Origin of the sequence: Paenibacillus septentrionalis, from assembly GCF_042659865.1 — a bacterium.
In the GTDB taxonomy this organism is placed as follows: domain Bacteria; phylum Bacillota; class Bacilli; order Paenibacillales; family Paenibacillaceae; genus Pristimantibacillus; species Pristimantibacillus septentrionalis.
Genome location: NZ_JBHSTE010000001.1, coordinates 118,231 through 136,956 on the forward strand (window position 1 = coordinate 118,231; position 18,726 = coordinate 136,956).

Annotated in this window: 18 protein-coding genes; all 18 read right to left on the minus strand. The window is 44.0% G+C overall.

Features of this window, described 5'->3' with window-relative positions:
* Positions 1-23 precede the first annotated feature (23 nt).
* The 18 genes from pgsA to dpsA all read right to left on the minus strand — a co-directional run bounded on the left by pgsA (position 24) and on the right by dpsA (position 18,678).
* Positions 24-599 (minus strand): CDP-diacylglycerol--glycerol-3-phosphate 3-phosphatidyltransferase, encoded by a 576-nt coding sequence (gene pgsA, locus ACFP56_RS00550; protein WP_379229960.1) that lies wholly within the window; start codon positions 597-599, stop codon positions 24-26.
* A 78-nt stretch (positions 600-677) separates the two neighbouring features.
* On the minus strand, positions 678-1,166 hold the full coding sequence (locus ACFP56_RS00555; protein ID WP_379229962.1) for a YajQ family cyclic di-GMP-binding protein: 489 nt from the start codon (positions 1,164-1,166) through the stop codon (positions 678-680).
* 28 nt (positions 1,167-1,194) lie between these two features.
* Positions 1,195-2,049 (minus strand): helix-turn-helix domain-containing protein, encoded by an 855-nt coding sequence (locus tag ACFP56_RS00560; RefSeq protein WP_379229965.1) that lies wholly within the window; start codon positions 2,047-2,049, stop codon positions 1,195-1,197.
* Positions 2,050-2,083: 34 nt separating this feature from the next.
* Entirely contained in the window at positions 2,084-2,848 is a 765-nt protein-coding gene (locus tag ACFP56_RS00565; protein WP_379229967.1) for a DUF3388 domain-containing protein, read from the minus strand.
* 160 nt (positions 2,849-3,008) lie between these two features.
* Positions 3,009-3,260: a DUF3243 domain-containing protein gene (locus ACFP56_RS00570; protein WP_379229969.1), complete on the minus strand. Its 252-nt coding sequence runs from the start codon at positions 3,258-3,260 to the stop codon at positions 3,009-3,011.
* 107 nt (positions 3,261-3,367) lie between these two features.
* Positions 3,368-4,117 carry an elongation factor P 5-aminopentanone reductase gene (gene ymfI / locus ACFP56_RS00575; RefSeq protein WP_379229971.1) on the minus strand — a complete coding sequence of 250 codons (750 nt, stop codon included), beginning with the start codon at positions 4,115-4,117 and terminating at the stop codon, positions 3,368-3,370.
* On the minus strand, positions 4,118-5,407 hold the full coding sequence (gene yfmH / locus ACFP56_RS00580) for an EF-P 5-aminopentanol modification-associated protein YfmH (protein ID WP_379229973.1): 1,290 nt from the start codon (positions 5,405-5,407) through the stop codon (positions 4,118-4,120). It lies immediately after the preceding gene.
* 2 nt (positions 5,408-5,409) lie between these two features.
* A complete protein-coding gene (yfmF, locus tag ACFP56_RS00585) occupies positions 5,410-6,684 on the minus strand; it encodes an EF-P 5-aminopentanol modification-associated protein YfmF (RefSeq protein WP_379229975.1) in 1,275 nt (424 codons plus the stop codon).
* 112 nt (positions 6,685-6,796) lie between these two features.
* Positions 6,797-7,534, minus strand: a complete 738-nt coding sequence (gene sleB / locus ACFP56_RS00590) for a spore cortex-lytic enzyme (protein WP_379231720.1) — start codon at positions 7,532-7,534, stop codon at positions 6,797-6,799.
* A gap of 161 nt (positions 7,535-7,695) precedes the next feature.
* Positions 7,696-10,401: a DNA translocase FtsK gene (locus ACFP56_RS00595; RefSeq protein ID WP_379229978.1), complete on the minus strand. Its 2,706-nt coding sequence runs from the start codon at positions 10,399-10,401 to the stop codon at positions 7,696-7,698.
* 154 nt (positions 10,402-10,555) lie between these two features.
* Complete coding sequence (locus tag ACFP56_RS00600) at positions 10,556-10,765, minus strand: YlzJ-like family protein (RefSeq protein WP_379229980.1); 210 nt, start codon at positions 10,763-10,765, stop codon at positions 10,556-10,558.
* Positions 10,765-11,565 carry a ClpP family protease gene (locus ACFP56_RS00605; protein ID WP_379229982.1) on the minus strand — a complete coding sequence of 267 codons (801 nt, stop codon included), beginning with the start codon at positions 11,563-11,565 and terminating at the stop codon, positions 10,765-10,767. Before ACFP56_RS00605 ends, ACFP56_RS00600 begins: the two co-directional genes overlap by 1 nt.
* A 188-nt stretch (positions 11,566-11,753) precedes the next feature.
* A complete protein-coding gene (locus tag ACFP56_RS00610) occupies positions 11,754-13,433 on the minus strand; it encodes a ribonuclease J (protein ID WP_379229985.1) in 1,680 nt (559 codons plus the stop codon).
* Positions 13,434-13,912: 479 nt separating this feature from the next.
* Positions 13,913-14,803: a 4-hydroxy-tetrahydrodipicolinate synthase gene (gene dapA, locus ACFP56_RS00615; RefSeq protein ID WP_379229987.1), complete on the minus strand. Its 891-nt coding sequence runs from the start codon at positions 14,801-14,803 to the stop codon at positions 13,913-13,915.
* Positions 14,804-14,861: 58 nt separating this feature from the next.
* On the minus strand, positions 14,862-16,076 hold the full coding sequence (gene dapG / locus ACFP56_RS00620) for an aspartate kinase (RefSeq protein ID WP_379229989.1): 1,215 nt from the start codon (positions 16,074-16,076) through the stop codon (positions 14,862-14,864).
* Positions 16,077-16,121: 45 nt separating this feature from the next.
* The gene (locus tag ACFP56_RS00625; protein WP_379229991.1) at positions 16,122-17,159 is read right to left on the minus strand and encodes an aspartate-semialdehyde dehydrogenase; all 1,038 of its coding nucleotides are present in this window, start codon (positions 17,157-17,159) and stop codon (positions 16,122-16,124) included.
* 38 nt (positions 17,160-17,197) lie between these two features.
* Positions 17,198-17,785 (minus strand): dipicolinate synthase subunit B, encoded by a 588-nt coding sequence (locus ACFP56_RS00630; protein ID WP_379229993.1) that lies wholly within the window; start codon positions 17,783-17,785, stop codon positions 17,198-17,200.
* Complete coding sequence (gene dpsA / locus ACFP56_RS00635) at positions 17,785-18,678, minus strand: dipicolinate synthase subunit DpsA (RefSeq protein WP_379229996.1); 894 nt, start codon at positions 18,676-18,678, stop codon at positions 17,785-17,787. The genes ACFP56_RS00630 and dpsA overlap by 1 nt, the downstream gene beginning before the upstream one ends.
* Between the last annotated feature and the right edge of the window lie 48 nt (positions 18,679-18,726).

The window sequence follows — 18,726 nt, forward strand, 5'->3', positions numbered from 1 at the left end:
AATAGTCGAGAGCGTGCATTATGTTATTCCACTGGAATAAGTGATTTGTTTTTCACAAAATAATCGATACCCGAGTATATCGTAATAATGGCAGCTGCCCATGAGCAAATGATATCAAATGGAACATGAATAAGCGCGAACGGGAAATTGTTAAGTAGAATTACGATAATCATCGTAATTTGAATCGCCGTTTTCCACTTGCCCCAGGTGCTTGCTGCAACAACCTTGCCTTCAAGAAGTGCAATCTGCCGAAGTCCTGTTACCGCGAACTCGCGTGAAATAATGACAATCGCAACAAGCGCGCTTAGTTTGTCCATTTCGACTAGCGCGATCAGTACAGATGCAACGAGCAGCTTGTCCGCCAACGGGTCCAGCAGCTTTCCCAAATTTGTAACAAGCTTGTTTTTGCGCGCAATATAGCCATCCAAACCGTCTGTGCTTGCAGCAATAATAAAAATAAGAACTGCGATAATTTGCGCATAGGAGATATTGACCTCACCAATCGCTAGTGAGCCAAGGTCAAATCTGACTAATAAAAAAAATAAAATAACAGGCACCAAAAAAATTCTAGCTATCGTAATTTTGTTAGCTAAATTCAACGTATTCCCTCCATTACCGTTCATCCGCATTCAACTTGCCTGCACCTGAACCTATCACATTTACTATGTAGATATTATCTATCTAAAATTAGTAAATTGCAAATCTAGCTCAAGCTTCGCATTCCGCAGCAGATGCATTATGGCCTGCAAATCATCCTTGCTTTTGCCCGTAACACGGAGTTGATCGCCTTGAATTTGACTTTTCACCTTCAGCTTTGAGTCTTTAATGATCGTATTGATCTTTTTAGAGATGTCCTGCTCAATGCCCTGGCGAATTTTTATTTTTTGCCGTACGGTACCGCCTGATGCTCCCTCAATCTTGCCATAATCCAAATTTTTCGTTGGTACATTGCGTTTTACCATTTTGCCAAGCAAAATATCGATTACCGAATTCAGCTTGTAATCATCGTCGCTTACAATAGTCAGCTCGTCTTTGTCTAGCGTAATTTGCGTTTTGCTGCCTTTAAAATCAAAACGTGTAGCAATTTCTCTTTCAGCCTGCACAACTGCATTGCTCAATTCCTGCAGATCCACCTTGGATACAATGTCAAATGAATAATCGCTCATTTTTTACTCCTTTCACGCAAAACGACAGCTATGGTGCTGTCGTCTCTGCCGCTTGCATTTGTAATAAAATTCGCTTCGTATTTTTGTTGTTGTCTCCATCTTCGACGACAACGTTATCTAGCGTTACTTCCAAATTTCCCGGGCGACCGAGCACGAGATACACATCGCTTTTCACCGTAAAGCTCGCTTGCTCACCATCTTTAATATTGGCATAATACAGTCTGGTACCATTCTTTCCATTTTCATAGATCTCAAGCCAGCTTGCTTCGCCACTATTTTTCACGACAAGCTCATAGCTCTCCTTAGCAGGAGTAACGGAAAAAATTTCATCACGACCGCTTTGCTGCTGAAACGTAATCGTAACAGGAGGCAGTGTTGGCGTTGGAGTAGGCGTTGGTGTAGCTTCCTGATCCGGCGTCGGCGTTGGTGTTGCCGCTACATCTTTATTGTCTGTAAATTGTGAAGAATCAGCAGGATTCTCTGGCGGCTCCTCTTTATTTACGTAGTAAAACCAAATTACTCCGATTACAAGAAATAGAAAGCCCCACATTAAAATCGTAAATCCGATCTTGCCGAATCGCTCAGAAGCAGCCGAGCGCATGCGTTTCGGCTTGCGGGCAGGCAATGTTTCGCTCACAGGCATTTCCAGCTCGGGCGCCTCTACATGATAATGTCTCAGCACCTCGTCAGCATCAAGACCAACACACTCTGCATAGTTTTTAATAAAGGCCCGTATGTAAAACTTCCCTGGAAGAACATCATAATCGCCTTCCTCTAATGCTTCCAGGTACCGTTTTCTTATTTTCGTTTGTTCTTGTATATCGTCTAAGGACAGCCCTTTCTCTTGACGTGCAGTTTTCAGCAAAGCACCTAGCTCTGACACAGGACAACCTCCTTTTTTATTTTGTCATCTTCTTCTAAAAATCCTCGGAATAGCTTGTAAATGTGTCGTACGTAATTTCTTCATCCGGTGAATTTCTTAGCTCTACAATAATATCGAAATGGCTGTAGTCGTAATTCGATTCACGAATAAAAATATCTGGATGCTCAATCACCTTTGTAGAAGGCATCTCCATAATTTCTTGAATAAGTGCATAATGTCGCTCATTGGACCGAATCGTGCTGACAATACCATCAATAATAAAAATATTGTTAGGGTCCATTTCCTGATCAGAAAGCTGAGATCTCACAGTTTGACGGAGCAGCGTAGAGGATACAAAGGTCCATCGTTTATTAGAGCACACACTGCCGGCTATAATCGATTCTGTCTTCCCTACTCGAGGCATGCCACGAAGCCCAATCACATAATTGCCCTCACGCTTGAACACCTCGCCCAGAAAATCAACAAGAAGTCCAAGTTCATTACGGGTAAATCTAAACGTTTTGCGGTCATCTGAATCACGTTCTATGTAACGTCCGTGCCGTACTGCTAATATATCAACAATGGTTGGAGTCCTCAGCTTGTTTACGGTAATATCATCGACCTTTTTAAGTAGCTTGCCCAAAAGCTCTATCTTTTCATCATCTGTTGTTTGCAGCAGCAAACCCCTCGTATGATTGTCTACGCCATTAATCGTCAAAATATTGACCTCTACCATTCCGAGCAAAGAGGCAATATCTCCAAGCAGACCCGGTCTGTTTTTATGAATTGTATACTCCATATACCATTGCTTCCATTCCAATCCTGTCACCATCCTATATGTATGTAAATCTTTCTAACGTTATGTATTCTACAAAATTCAACACTTTCCTGCAAAGTTGCTAAATTCATCGGCGAAAAGCCCCCGAAAAATGGAGGCTTTCGCAACAGATATTGCTTAGAATGATTGACAACGAGTTTAATTATGACTTTTCAGCCAGCTTAACCATCAATTTAGCAATCGTGTGACGATCGCTTTCATCACCGCAATCCCATAGCTGCTTCAATATGGCTTGCTCATTGTTTTTCGGATCGACACGCTCATCAAGGAACGAACCAATCTCATACGCAAGATTAGTAATCGTATCTTCAGACAAGCCCATGTTCTTACCTTGTGCGACGCGATCTTTCAGAAACTTTTTCCATGAGTCAAATTGGTCCAATACTGTAGACATTGCCTTCGCCTCCCTAAACTCAATTGTTGAATCACTCAACAGAGTTTATTGTGTGCAATCAATGCGAAGCTATGCCAGTAAGTAATTACATCTGCTGGGAAACTGTACTACGTCAGCCAGCCCCCGTTAGGACTTATAATTTGACCAGTAATATATGATGACTCAGGCAGTGATAAAAAATAAACAAGCGACGCGATCTCCTCTGTAGAGCCAAACCGCCCTACAGGAATTTCTTGAGCTAGCGCCTCCTTCTCTGCCGAGTCAAATGTGCTCATCATATCCGTCTCGACTACGCCAGGCGCCACAGCATTCACCGTTACTCCTGATGGCGCAAGCTCCTTCGCCAGCGCCTTCGTAAATGCATTCATGCCGCCCTTTGTCGTCGAATATAACACCTCGCAGGCTGCTCCTGTCATTCCCCACACAGAGGAAACATTAATGATTCTTCCGTATTTCTGTGCGATCATATGCGGCATGAAGAGCTGGGTGCATAAAAACATTCCCTTCAGATTCACATTCATCACATGATCCCACTGTTCCTCCGTCACATCGATCAGCATCCCATAATGCGAGATACCGCCATTGTTGACGATAATATCGGGTTTCATGCCTAGCGAGTCGAGCTTTTCCTTCATGCGCTCAAGCTGCTCCTTCGAGCTCAAGTCGGCCGAGATTGTCAGCACCTCGGCTCCGGCAGCAATACACTCACGAGCGGTTTCATTCGCTTGCTCATGTCCTTGCAAATAGTGAATGATGATGCGATAACCTTCCTTGGCAAAACGCTTAGCGATCGCTGCGCCTATGCCTCGGCTTCCCCCAGTAATCAACACCGTCAGCTCACTTAGCGGCTTAACCACCTATGTCGAAGGCGATTCCACAATTGAAATTGCCAGCTGATTAAAGTCAAAATGCTCCTTTAATCTTGTGTTGACATCTTCCAATGTGCTTTCCTCATAATACTTAAGCACATTAAACATATCGCAATTGCGGAAACGGTAACGTGTAAATTCAGTTGCAATCGACTCAGGGGAATTTAGCATACGCAAATAATTTCCAATTTTTTTACGCTTAACGCGTTCGAATCGCTCTGCATCAATTCCGCTTTGCAGCGTTTCGCTAATGTAATTGCGAATACGTTCTACAAGCGCGTCAGGATTTGGCGTGTCGCCGCCTAATATCGAAAAGGCATATTGCTCAGAGCAGTTGTATTCATGACCGAACGAGTCAAATATAAGCTGTTGGTCATACAAAGATTGATAAAACGGAGAGCTGCTTCCAAACATAATATCGAACAGCAGCTTCGTTGTCACTTCTTGACGCAGCAGCTCCTCGCCTGTTTTACTAACAGCTGGCTCTTTAAAACCTAGCATGCATTTAGGCAGTGAAACCTGCAGTTTCTTTTCAACTCGAGCTTTGCGGATTTGGTCAGGCTCCTCCTCAAAGAAACGCTTGATTTCGCCTTGAGGCTCGAAATTTTTAGATGCCTGATTGTTTTTTACAAGCTCAATAATATGCGCAGCATCTACACCTCCTACTACAAACAACAGCATGTTAGAAGGGTGATAAAACGTGTTGTAGCAAGAGTACAGCATATCTTTATCAATTTGATAAATGGACTCGACGGTTCCCGCGATATCAATCGATATCGGGTGCTTCTGATACAATGCCTCGAACAATCCGTAGTAGACGCGCCAGTCCGCATTATCATTATACATATTAATTTCTTGTGCAATAATTCCTTTTTCTTTCTCAACATTTTGCTCTGTAAAATGTGGCGTTTGCACAAAGTCAATTAATGTCGTTAAGTTTTCGTCAATATTTTCAGTAGCAGAGAACAAATAAACGGTGCGATCAAATGAAGTATAAGCATTGGCCGCAGCGCCTTGTTTGGAAAATTTCGCGAAAACATCCATTCCATCTGGCTCCTCGAACATTTTATGCTCCAAAAAATGAGCGATGCCATCGGGTACCTTGACCGGCTCTTGATCTCCAACTGCAAAATGGTTGTCTATGGAACCGTATTTCGTTGCAAATGTAGCATAGGTTTTTTGGAAGCCCGCCTTGGGCAGCACTATAATCTCAAGACCATTGTCTAGAATCTCACGATACAACGTTTCCTCAACGTGCGGATAACTAAGCGTCTCCATCCTTACACCTCCTGACGATCACGTAAAAAGTAGATAGTATCTAAAGCAACACGGCTGGCAATCTGCTGCACATCTTCCTTGCTTACGGCTGCAATTTGATTGATCACATCTTCAACGGACCGATCTACCTTGGAATACTGCTTATTAAAGTCAAAGCCTGCAATATCATTGGCATTGTCCAGTATTTCTCGCATTGCATTGGTCAGCATCGCCTTAGTCTGCTCCAGCTCCACATCAGAAATGAGTCCGGCCTTCATATCCTCCAGCTGCTTTTCAATGATTGTTAACGCTTTTTCGTAGTTATTAAATTCAATGCCGGATTGAATCGTCATGATGCCCTTGTGAGCGTCATAACGAGACGAGCAATAATAAGCCAAGCTTTCCTTTTCACGAACATTGACAAACAGCTTGGAATGCGGATACGTGCCTAATATGCCGTTATATACGAGCGCAGCAACATAATCCGGATCTGAATAACCGACATTCATGCGTAAGCCCAGATTCAGCTTGCCTTGACTAACCTCAAGGCGATCAACAACCGTTTTAACCGATGACACGGGATGAACGGGATCAACCGTTTGATACGAGATCGGATTAGCTACAGCGGGCATGCTAAAATGCTGCTTGACAAGCTCAGACACCGCTTCCAGCGTCGTATCTCCGACGACGTACAAATCAAATTGAGCCTCAGTCAGCCAGCTCATATAACGAGCATACAAATTAGCTGCATCAATAAGCGGCAAGTCCTCTAATCTGCCTGATGCATTCAACCGATATGGCTCATTCTCACACATTTCCTGAATGCAGCGTTCAGCTGCATAATGAATTTTGTCGTTAATGATAGATTCCAGCTGCTTCTTCAATGTGCTTTTTTCAGCATCTACATAAGCTGCCCGAAATCCACCATTGTCTAATAATGGGTTCGTAATGACATCCCCCATATATTGCAGTGCACCTTCCAACAGTGATTGTTCACTCTTTACAAAACGATCATTAATGACATCCATTCGAAACTGAACAAATTGAGTATCGCCACGCTTAACAATGTTAAAGCCAAATCCAGCTCCATACATATCGTCAAGTTGCTTTCTTAACTCAATGGTTTCAGGGAATCGAGCGGTGCCACGACGCAATACAAAGGGGATAAGTGCGGTTGAAGTAACAGTTTGCTCCGCAAGCGGAGTTCCAGCAAATAGCGTGATCGCATACGTTTTAAAGCGATTCGTCGGAAGTACATGAATCGTAATATTTTGAACCTTCCCAACTTGGAATTCCATTAGATCATGGCCCCTTTCATTTTGCCTGTTCATTTATTCTACCGTATTACAAATGGAAGAAGCAACCATGAGACTACCTTCCCAATGATTGCTTCTCCCCTTGCTTTAGCTATTACTTACAGAATATATGTTTACCGATTGTGAGGATTTGTTGTCTCGTCCAGATCCATCCACTCGTTGCTGTATCCGGATTAAAGTAATAGATGCAGCCATAGCTTGGGTCCCAGCCGTTAATTGCATCTCTTACAGCCCGCTTCGCCGTTTCATTTGGCGTCAAATAAATTTGACCATCGGCTACTGCAGTAAAGGCTCTCGGTTCAAATATAACGCCGTAAACTGTATTCGGGAAATCAGGATGCTTCAGTCGATTCAAAATAACAGCCGCTACAGCAACCTGACCTTCGTATGGTTCGCCACGTGCTTCACCATACACAGCGTTGGCCATTAGCTGAATGTCGTTTTCCGTAAATCCAAGCAAATTCGATTGTGCAGCAGAGCTTTGATTGCCGCCTCCGCCGCCTCCACCAGAACCAGAGCCTCCTGTGGAACCAGAACCTTTAGCGGACTCCGCAACTAACGATGGATTCCAATTTTTAGTTGCATTGACAAGCTTGTTTTTCGTTGCTGAACCGACTACTCCATCAGACGTTAAGCCGAATTCCCATTGAAACCAAGTTACAGCATTTTTCGTTTTGGAGCCGAATTGACCATCAATCTCTCCGTTGTAATAGCCTAAGTACTTAAGTCTACCTTGAAGCTCGGTCACGTCCTTACCCGATGAGCCAAACTTCAGTACAGCTGAGCTGAAGGTAGGAGTCGTCGGCTGCTCCCATGCTCTTGTGTACACCATAAGACTCGTAAATAGCATTGCAACGATACCGAACACCATAATCTTGCGAAATTTCATATTCAATCGCCTTTCTCCTGATGCATTTTCATAGTCAGTAGCTGACATGCACATAGTATGAGAAAAGAGATTGAATAATATACTTTAATCTTACAATTTATCCTTTACTTCGCATTCCATTGTTCTTGCGAAACGAGTACTGTTCTAGGTTTGCTGCCCTCATACGGTCCAACAATTCCTTTTGCCTCAAGCTGGTCAATCAGTCTTGCAGCTCTCGTATACCCTATTCTCATTCTGCGTTGCAGCAAGGAAACCGAAGCCTGATTGCCTTCAATCACGATGCGGGCTGCTTCGTCAAACAGCTCATCCATATCATCATCCTGTGCTTCATCCGTATCTTCGTCAAGCTCTGGCACGAGCTCCTCATTGTACTTGACCTCGCCTTGCCCGCGAACAAATGTCACTAGCGCCTCTACCTCTTCGTCGGACAGGAACGCTCCCTGGACACGAATTGGCTTATTCATACCCATAGGCAAGAACAGCATATCTCCGCGTCCAAGCAGCTTTTCTGCTCCAGCTGAATCCAGTATCGTTCGCGAGTCCACCTGTGACGATACGCCAAACGCAATTCGGGAAGGTATATTCGCCTTAATGACCCCCGTAATAACGTCAACCGAAGGGCGCTGCGTCGCTATAATAAGATGTATGCCCGCAGCACGCGCCATCTGCGCCAGTCGAGCAATAGAATCCTCCACCTCATTGGAGGCAACCATCATAAGATCGGCAAGCTCATCCACAATAACAACAATATATGGAAGCACTAAGCTTGGATCATCCTTCATAAGCTGATTATAGCCCTCAATATTGCGTGTCCCTGATTTTGAAAATAGCTCATAGCGTTTTTCCATCTCTACCACAATTTTTTTCAAAGCCAGTGATGCCCGTTTCGGATTCGTCACGACAGGCGCAATCAAGTGCGGAATGCCATTATACACATTCAACTCAACCATTTTAGGATCGATCATAAGAAACTTCACTTCATCAGGCTTTGCTTTATACAATATGCTGGCAATGATGCCATTAATACATACGGATTTACCTGAACCGGTAGCTCCTGCTACTAATAAATGCGGCATTTTCGCAAGATTGCCTACAATCGTTTGACCTGATATATCCCGACCAAAAGCAATCGACAGCTTGGATTGAGCGTTCATAAATACAGGCGTTTCCATTACTTCCCTCATCGTAACAACGGATACTTCGCCGTTAGGCACCTCAATTCCGATTGCAGACTTGCCTGGAATCGGCGCCTCCATTCGCACATCCTTCGCTGCGAGCGCTAGCGCGATATCATCGGTTAGTCCGACAATACGACTTACCTTAACCCCAGTTGCGGGCTGCACTTCATAACGAGTAACTGCTGGCCCCCGAACAACGTCAAGCACTTTGGCACGTACGCCAAAGCTCTCCAGCGTGGCCTCAAGCTTTCTTCTCGCATCATACATTTCATGCCCGTCTGTTGCTTTGTTTGTATGCTTGGGCATGCTAAGCAGTGAAAATGGAGGCATCTCATATGGAATTGGCGTTGATGCAAGCGGAGCGTGTACGAGCTTCGTTGAATCGTTAATATCCGCTTCCGTAATAAGCGCATCTGACGTTACAGCCTGTCCTTCAGGATATGAATAGGCCTCATCATCATGCTCGATCTCTGGCGGTTCAGTCTCATGCTGCTGTTCTGCAAGAAGCTGATCTGCCAAATGAGCGATGGCATGATGTCCTTCTGGTTGATTGTTCGCAGCATCAAGTGAAGAGCCTTCTGCTGCCTGCCATTCCAGCTCATTCTCATAGGCTTGCTGCTCCTCCAAGTCATTATAGCTTGTATTATTATACTCAGAAGATTCCTGCTCATTTATGTAAGCCTCATTAGATGGTGATTCGCTTCTTGCTCTCATATTTGTTTGCAGTGTTTCCTGCTGCTTATCATCATCTGCTGCAACATAGCCTTCAAGCACCGCTTCTTCTTCATGCTCAAATGAATTCTCAGCTCGATGATGCAGCTCCCAATCATCCTGCACTGTTGTCGTATCCGTGTTCGTCTGGAAAAACCAAGACTTCTTCTGCTTTTTCGCAGTTTGCTCTGGCTGATATGTTTCCTCCTCATCATCATCCATTACATCTTCAGTGTACGAGGCCTGCTGAGCTTTGGATATTGCTTTTCTTCGCGCCCGAATCAGACTCAGCTTGGCAGTAAGCAGCTTGTACAGTCGCAAGCTTTTCGTTCTGACAAATCTCAGCATATCTACGTAAGACTTGCCAGTAATTAATAAAAACGCAATCAAATATTGCACGATATTTAGAATAAGCGCGCCATAATAGCCAAAAAGCATGAATAGTAAGGAATATTGCAAGGCCCCTACATATCCTCCGCTAATCGACAAATCTCTAATTGAAGGCTGTTGACCATCCACATTGGAAGCAAATAGCTGTGATCGCAGCTCTTCATCTAATGTTTTGAAAATCATACTGCCTGTTACAGCGGCATCATCGAGCCCCATATACCTTGCATTGATATGTGAGATAGAGCTGCTTAACGTGAATGCCAGCACCGCGATTACAATACCCGTTTTACGAGACGTCCAGCCCTTGGGCCAAGCTCGCTTAATCATAACGGACAGCCCTATAATTATTCCTGCTATAGCCAATACAAAATAAAACTTCCCTAGAATAATACCGAAAAATCTGGAAAGTGCTCGTCCAACCGCAGCTTCACCAGAGAGGGCGATCATAGATATCGTAATGATTAGAATGCCATATACTTCATACTTTAATTGCGCACCAATTGAGCGCTTCTTTTTTCGTTTTTTTGCCAATATTCTCCCCCCTGCCTTCCATTATATCACATGGATAGATGTGGGGCTATGACAGCGGAGAACTCTGGACTTTAACACCCAATAACGAACAAAACCACCTAGCAAGCATTTTGCTGCCAGGTGGTTTTAGTTAATGCCATTAAATAATTATTGCTTATTGTTGGAACGGAATAAGCGCACCGGGTGCATAGCGTTGATCCAGATAACAATCAAGCGGCGGATTAATCAATCGCACAATGATCGCTTTCCCAGTAGTTAACGGCTTTACTTCCATTAACAATCCTTGGTACACATAATCAACGACATGGTCCTCTGGCGTTTGCTCTCCGTAAATAAACTCCATAGGCATAATCGAGTGCAGCATTAATGAACTTCTCCCTTCGCTCTTGCAATTTGCAGCTTCAGCTCATTCAGCGCCTCACCGATCCCTCCAACTCGGTTAATGAGACCATGAGATACCGCTTCAGAGCCAATAATCGTCGTGCCGATGTCTCTTGTCAGCTCACCTGTTTTCAACATAAGCGACCTGAATGTTTCTTCCGTAATGTTGGAATGAGTCACCACAAATTTGGTTACACGCTCTTGCATTTTCTCCAAGTACTCGAAGGATTGCGGAACACCAATGACTAGACCGTTCATACGTATTGGATGAATGGTCATGGTAGCAGTTTCTGCAATAAAGGAGACGTTCCCGGAAACCGCTATCGGCACACCAATAGAGTGACCGCCACCTAAGACAAGTGTTACAGCAGGTTTGGACATTGATGCAATCATTTCAGCAATAGCAAGCCCCGCTTCGACATCTCCGCCAACCGTATTTAAAATAATAAGAATGCCTTCTATTTTATTATTTTGCTCAGCTGCAACAAGCTGTGGAATGATATGCTCATACTTGGTTGTTTTATTTTGTGGCGGCAAAATCATATGCCCTTCAATTTGTCCGATTATCGTAATGCAATGAATGTTGCTTTCCTGGAATTGCGGAATTCCAGTAGTCCCTAGCTGCTGAATCGCGTTAAGTGATTGATCCAAATTAGGTTGATTTGGATTTTGGTTAGGATTGGAGTTAGGGTTTTGATTTGGGCCAGGGCTTGGATTTTGATCCTGCGAAGGCTTATCATCTTGTTGTTGCTCATTCATTGACAGTTCAGACTTGGATGACATTGATTGTTCTCTCCCTTACGTAATAAATGTATGCTGTTAGTATGGTTTTAATATCATTTTTTATCCGAAGCTCCAATATCCTTTTTATAAGGCGCATCCTGCTAAGTATTAAATAAATAAAAAAACTAGCTATTCAGCTCCAAACATGGAGTGAATAGCTAGTTATTTAGGTGAATGGTAAGCAATCGTTATACTTCCATAATTATTGGCAAAATCATTGGGCGACGACGTGTTTGCTCATAGAGGAAACGACCTAGCGAATCCTTAACGTTAGTTTTCAGGGATGCCCATTCATTCACTTTATCGTTCATCAATTTATTTAATGTTGATGTAACAATACGGTTTGCTTCATCCAGCAATCCTTCAGACTCACGAACATATACGAAACCACGAGAAATAATATCCGGGCCAGATAAAATCGTGCCATCTTCTTTGCTTAGCGTAACGACTACAACCAATATACCGTCTTGAGACAGCAACTTGCGATCTCTCAAAACGATGTTACCAACATCACCTACACCTAGACCATCAATCAGCACACGGCCTGCAGGCACTTTTTGTCCTTTTGCAGCTTGACCGTTTTGAAACTCAACGGTATCTCCATTATCAAGGACGAATACATTTTCAGGCTCAATTCCAACCTCTTCAGCAAGATCTGCATGGATGCGAAGCATACGATACTCACCGTGAATTGGAATAAAATACTTCGGCTTTACAAGGTTCAGCATGAGCTTCAGCTCTTCTTGACTTCCGTGACCAGATACGTGAACTCCAGATACAGAACCTGAACCATAAATTACATTTGCACCTAAACGATACAGCTCGTCTACTGTTCTACCTACATAACGCTCATTACCAGGGATAGGTGTCGCGGCAATGATCACAGTATCTCCAGGTAAAATATCTACTTTGCGGTGGGTAGAACGTGCCATGCGCGTAAGTGCACTCATTGGCTCGCCTTGGCTGCCTGTACACAAAATAACAACTCGATCAGCTGCTAGTCGATTCACTTCTTCCGGCTCAATTAGCATGCCTTCAGGAATGTTCAGATAGCCCAGTTCATTAGCAATCGTAACGACATTGACCATACTGCGTCCAACGACTGCAATCTTGCGGCGAGTTGCAATCGCAGCGTTAATGACCTGTTGAATACGGTGCACATTGGATGCAAACGTGGCAACAACAACACGCTGAGTAGCGGTACGGAAAATTTCCTCCAAACGATTTCCAACATTTTTCTCAGATGGAGTATAGCCTGGACGCTCAGCATTTGTTGAATCAGAAAGCAGCGCCAATACTCCTTTTTTGCCGATTTCAGCAATACGCTGAAGATCTGCATATTGATCATTAACTGGAGAATGATCAAACTTGAAGTCTCCTGTATGAACGATTGTTCCTTCTGGTGTATCAAGACATACACCGACGGAATCTGGAATACTGTGGTTGGTTTTGAAGAAGCTTGCTGTGATCGAACCAAGCTGCAGCTCGCTGTCAGCAGAAATCAAAATGCGCTTGGTATCCCCCAAAATTCCTGCTTCCTTCAATTTTACTTCAATCAAGCCTAATGTTAATTTCGTAGCATAAACAGGAACATTCAGGCTTTTCAATACATATGGCAATCCGCCAATATGATCTTCGTGACCATGCGTAATAATGATCCCGCGAACCTTATCTTGATTCTCTACAAGATAGGCAACGTCTGGAATGACAATGTCAATCCCTAGCATGTCTTCCTCTGGAAATTTAAGACCAGCATCTACAACGACAATATCATCATTGTATTGAACAACATACATGTTCTTGCCAATCTCACCGACACCGCCCAGAGCGAAGACCAGTAATTTGTCTTGGTTATTCTTTTTTGACAAGTGAATCTATACCTCCTATAGTCTTTTATCCGTTTATTTGTGTTGCGTATATTACTAAAAAACGCCAGATGCCGCTCTGACGGAATTTACATAACTCAATATTTATTTGCCGCACCCATTCACTTAATTCCATTATACATGATTAAAAAGCGATTACACAAGTCGAGATACAAAATATGCCTTTGAAATGATCTTTTTGGTATATTGGAGTGTCCTATTCTGATACAGTTCATTCCCAACCGACGAGAGCTGCTGCTTGTTGTTAGGTATAGCATTCCCCTTCTTTTACTTCAAAATGCAATGTGAATGTGAATAGACAGTCCCTATTCATACCACTCGTGCAATGTTAAGTATCGGCAAGCAAATTGTACAATTTGCTTAATTATGTATGCACGATATCGTTCATGAAGGTACTAATCGTTATATTCACAAAAAAAGCTGCATGTCAGCTTGTGACATGCAGCTTTACGATACGATCATTATATACGAGCTTGAATTGGTTTTAGAGCCGCAACAAATGCTGCTTCCTCTGGCGTAATCGGCGCTAGCGGAAGTCGTACCGAACCGACTGGCAATCCAACCAATGAAAGAGCGTGCTTAACCGGTACTGGATTAGGTGTAGGATGAGGACAGTGGAACAATCCTTTGAATACAGGGTATAGCTCTTGATGAAGCTTCGCAGCTGCTGCAACATCACCAGCTAGATATCGGTTTATCATTTCCTTCATCTCTTTACCGATGATATGAGACGCTACACTGACAATACCATATGCACCAACAGCCAGCGCAGGCAACGCTGCGCTATCATCTCCTGAATAAATGCGGAAGCCTTCAGGAGCTTCGGCAGCAATTGCAGTCAGTTGCTCCAAATTCGCGCAATCCTTGGTCGCTACAACATTTGAAAGCTGAGCCAATCGAAGGGTCGTCTGAACAGAAATATTGATCCCTGTTCTTCCTTCCACGTTATATAAAATAACCGGGAGCTTCGTGCTTTCGGCAATCGCCTTAAAGTGCAAATACAACCCTTCCTGCGAAGGCTTGTTATAATAAGGGGCAACAAGCAGCAACCCGTCTACTCCGCATTGCTCAGCCTCTTGAGACAGCTCAATCGATGCTTGCGTATTGTTGCTTCCTGTGCCTGCTATAATTTTCACGCGCCCATTCGCTTGTTTCACAGCAAATTTGAATAACTCAAGCTTTTCATCATGCGTCAATGTAGGCGATTCACCTGTAGTACCAGCAACTACAATGCTATCGCTTTGCTGATCAACAATTAATCGCTCCATTAGCTGCTCTGCAGTCGACCAATCAATATTACCTTCGCTATCGAAAGGCGTTACCATCGCGGTAATCAATCTTCCGAACTCCATCCGAACTCCTCCTACCATTTCCTTATGTCGAACATCATATGCATTCATTGTAAAACGTTTACCGATTCAGGTCAAACGTCGAATGCAACGATGTCAATGCTTTAGCCATCTGCTCCTCTTTTACCAGTACCCATATTGCAGCGTTCGAATCCGCTGATTGCAAAATTGCAATACCTTCCTTCGTTAATGCAGCTACAATACGTGCCATAACACCAGGCTGCCCATTCATGCCTCCACCTATAATCGAGATCTTCGCACACTCACGGTTTAATGTTACTGCTAATTCTCGTTCAGTCAGGAGGGTATATGCCAGCTGATCCTGTTGTGCTTGCACGGTAAATAAGGAATGCGAGGCAGAAACATTAATAAAATCAACGCTTATATCATGTTGGGCAAGTGTTTCAAATATTAGCTGGGGATCGTGCAATTGTTTATCGGTGCCCGATACATGAAGCTGAGTAATGCCTAATGCATAGGCGATGCCCGTCACATGACGGTCAAGCACAGCATGCTCATTATGCTCCCACGTCGCGTCCTGTACGAGCGTCCCTTCATCATCCGAAAAGGTTGACCGAACTCGAACCGGAATGCGCGCCTGCTGAGCGATCTCCACAGCACGGGGATGAACCACCTTCGCCCCTTCTCGCGCCATATGGCAAATCTCAGCATAGCTTACTTTCGAGATTGGCTTAGCATCACTTACCAGCTTCGGATCGGCTGTCAGAACCCCGTTGACGTCCGTATAGATATCTACGATTTCTGCATGAAGCGCAGCACCTAATGCGGTAGCAGAAGTATCACTGCCTCCTCTTCCGAGCGTCGTAACAGCCCCTTGCTTGGTCTTCCCCTGAAAGCCTGTTACAACAACAACCTTACCTTTATTCAGATGCTGAATGATTCGCTCTGGAGTGATGGCGGTAATTTTAGCTGAGCCAAAATCATCATCCGTCTCAATACCCGCCTCAGCTCCCGATAATACAACGGCGGGAATTCCCGCCGCACGTATTTGAGCGCCAATCAGCGTCGCACTAATAATTTCTCCACAGCTCAGGAGCATATCGCGCTCCTTCAAATCAATATAATCTCCGTACGGTTGCAGCTGATCCAACAGCGTGTCTGTAGCATACGGCTCACCACGCCTACCGATTGCAGATACAACGACGACAACGGCATAGCCGTTGTCTCGTTCGCGTTTTATATGTTGGATAACACGTTCCTTAGCCTGACTAGTTGACAATGAAGTACCGCCGAATTTTTGCACAATAATTCGCATAACTTCGCCTCCAGGAAGTGTACCTATGATGACTATAAAAAACTATTATTGCTCGTTCGCAATATATTCTGCAATTTGTACAGCATTCCAAGCTGCGCCTTTTAATAGATTGTCAGATACAATCCACATATTTAGACCTTTTTCGCTTGTAATATCACGACGAATACGACCAACAAATACATCAGGTTTGCCTGCTGCATCTGTTGCAAGAGGATACTGCTGGTTAGCAGGATCATCAACTAGCGTTACGCCAGGAGCTGCATCCAGCAATGCTTTTACGTCCTCAACCTCGTATTGCTCGTTGAATTCCACATATACAGACTCGGAATGACCATAAATTACAGGGATTCGCACACAAGTTGCAGAAACTTCGATTGAATCATCACCCATAATTTTCTTCGTTTCGTTTGTCATTTTCATTTCTTCAAATGTATAGCCATTGTCTGTAAACTTATCAATTTGCGGGATCGCATTAAATGCGATTTGATGTTTCACCGGCAGACCACCTACTGGCAACACATCAGGATTTACTTCTTGCTCATCAAGCACTGCACGAGTTTGACGAAGCGTTTCGTCAATAGCGCGTGCGCCAGCGCCAGATACCGCTTGGTATGTTGAAACGATTACTCGTTTAATGCCATAACGGTCATGAAGCGGCTTAAGCGCAGCTACCATTTGAATTGTAGAACAGTTAGGATTGGCAATAATTCCGTTGTGCTCTTTAATTTTTTCCGGATTTACTTCAGGTACAACAAGCGGCGTATTCGGGTCCATACGGAACGCGCTCGTATTATCGATACATACAGCACCACGCTTAGCAGCTTCAGGAGCTAGCGCCTTACTTACATCACCGCCAGCACTAAACAAGGCAATCTCTACACCGTTAAAGCTGTCTGGTGTCGCTTCCTCGATCACATACTCCTGACCATTGAATGAAATAGTTTTACCTGCTGAACGTGCTGATGATAGAAACTTAATCTCATTAATAGGGAAGCTTCTCGTCTCCAACAACTTAATAATTTGTTCCCCTACTGCTCCAGTTGCGCCAACAACTGCGACATTGTATAATTTTTGATTTGACATACGATGTTTTCTCCCCTCTATAGCTTAAGCTTATATAATTAATGCCGCTCGACTAATAAAGGCTGTAATTGCTTTCCTTGCAGGGCTGCTTCACATGCTTCCATAATCAAGTCCATTCTAGCAACTAGTGAGTTTGGCTTATTGATAGGATCGTCTTGACCGAACGGCACAAAATAAATATTTTTCGTAACAAGCAGCTTGGCAATATTGGCCGCATTTAGACCAAGCCCATCGTTGGTTGAGATCGCGAGGACAATCGGTCTGCCATTTCGCATTTGAGATTTGGCAGCCATAAGCACTGCGCTATCCGTAATCGCGTTAGCAAGTCTACTTGTCGTATTTCCAGTACACGGTGCAATCGTCAGAACATCAATAATTTTCGATGGACCGAGCGGCTCCGCTTGCACAATCGTTGAAATAATTTCATTACCTGTAATTCTAGTAAGTTCATTGCGCCATTTTTCGGCAGTGCCAAAACGCGTATCCGTTGTGATCAACGTATTGGTCACAATGGGTATGACATTTGCTCCAGCATCAACAAAACGCTGGATTTGCGGCATAACCTCTTCAAATGTACAATGCGAACCAGACAAGGCATAACCAACTGTTTTTCCGTTCCAACTCATCATAATTCCCTCCGCTTCGTTTGTTCCAAAATTAATTGGCTTAAGCAATCGGCGAGAATTAGACCTGCGGTTTTCGGTGCTACAATACCAGGCAGTCCTGGTGCAAGCAACGCTTTTATCTCTTTCAACTCAGCATAGTCGAAATCAGTTCCGCCTGGCTTCGTTGCAAGATCGATAATAACTGCGCTTTTTTGTAGTCTGTCGATTATTTGTGCTGTGATAATCATAGTCGGAATTGTATTAAAAAGCAAGTCAATATTCATCACATATTGCTCAAGATCCTTTGTGTAGAAAGGCTCAAAGCCCATTTCATAGGCACGGGCATAGTGCTCTGAACGATTTACACCAACCAACACGTGCGAGCCAAGCGCATGCAGGCCTCTTGCCATAGAAATACCAGTTCTGCCAAAGCCAAGCACCATCGAGTTTGAACGATGGATGGTGAAATCTGTATGTTGAATCGCCATCATGAGCGCACCTTCTACGGTTGGAATTGAATTGAATATCGCAATATCATCCCGCTCAAACAACTCAACGAGTTGCAATTGTTGGCGTGCGCATAACTCCTTTAGATAGGGCTTTGCCATGCCTGCGTAGATGACACAAGATTTAGGCAGGGCAGCTAGCAGCTCATCGGTAAGCCGAATGGATTCACTACTGAAGACGGTGTGTACATAACCATCGTCGTCACAACCAACAGCCGGCAGCAATAAAGCATCAAGCTTCGAGAAGGCTCTACGATTCAACTCAACAGGAATCGCCGCTTCAGGCAGCTCTTTTTTCTGTTCAAAACCGCATATGCTCACAGTCGCATTGTGTTCACAAAGCTTGCTTATGATCTCAAGCTGCCTCGCATCTCCGCCAAGCAGAAGTACATTGACGCCCGTTAACATGGGGCACACTCCTTTCTGGCTCAAAAATATATGCTATACTATGCGGCA

Bases quoted from the DNA above. Each gene is read 5' to 3' on its own strand.
- ACFP56_RS00555 (WP_379229962.1), bottom strand. From the start codon at position 1,166: ATGAGCGATTATTCATTTGACATTGTATCCAAGGTGGATCTGCAGGAA.
- ACFP56_RS00570 (WP_379229969.1), bottom strand. From the start codon at position 3,260: ATGTCTACAGTATTGGACCAATTTGACTCATGGAAAAAGTTTCTGAAA.
- yfmH (WP_379229973.1), bottom strand. From the start codon at position 5,407: ATGGAGACGCTTAGTTATCCGCACGTTGAGGAAACGTTGTATCGTGAG.
- yfmF (WP_379229975.1), bottom strand. From the start codon at position 6,684: ATGGAATTCCAAGTTGGGAAGGTTCAAAATATTACGATTCATGTACTT.
- sleB (WP_379231720.1), bottom strand. From the start codon at position 7,534: ATGGTGTACACAAGAGCATGGGAGCAGCCGACGACTCCTACCTTCAGC.
- ACFP56_RS00600 (WP_379229980.1), bottom strand. From the start codon at position 10,765: ATGCTGCACTCGATTATGCCTATGGAGTTTATTTACGGAGAGCAAACG.
- ACFP56_RS00605 (WP_379229982.1), bottom strand. From the start codon at position 11,565: ATGTCATCCAAGTCTGAACTGTCAATGAATGAGCAACAACAAGATGAT.
- dapA (WP_379229987.1), bottom strand. From the start codon at position 14,803: ATGGAGTTCGGAAGATTGATTACCGCGATGGTAACGCCTTTCGATAGC.
- dapG (WP_379229989.1), bottom strand. From the start codon at position 16,076: ATGCGAATTATTGTGCAAAAATTCGGCGGTACTTCATTGTCAACTAGT.
- ACFP56_RS00625 (WP_379229991.1), bottom strand. From the start codon at position 17,159: ATGTCAAATCAAAAATTATACAATGTCGCAGTTGTTGGCGCAACTGGA.
- ACFP56_RS00630 (WP_379229993.1), bottom strand. From the start codon at position 17,785: ATGAGTTGGAACGGAAAAACAGTTGGTTATGCCTTGTCTGGTTCGCAT.
- dpsA (WP_379229996.1), bottom strand. From the start codon at position 18,678: ATGTTAACGGGCGTCAATGTACTTCTGCTTGGCGGAGATGCGAGGCAG.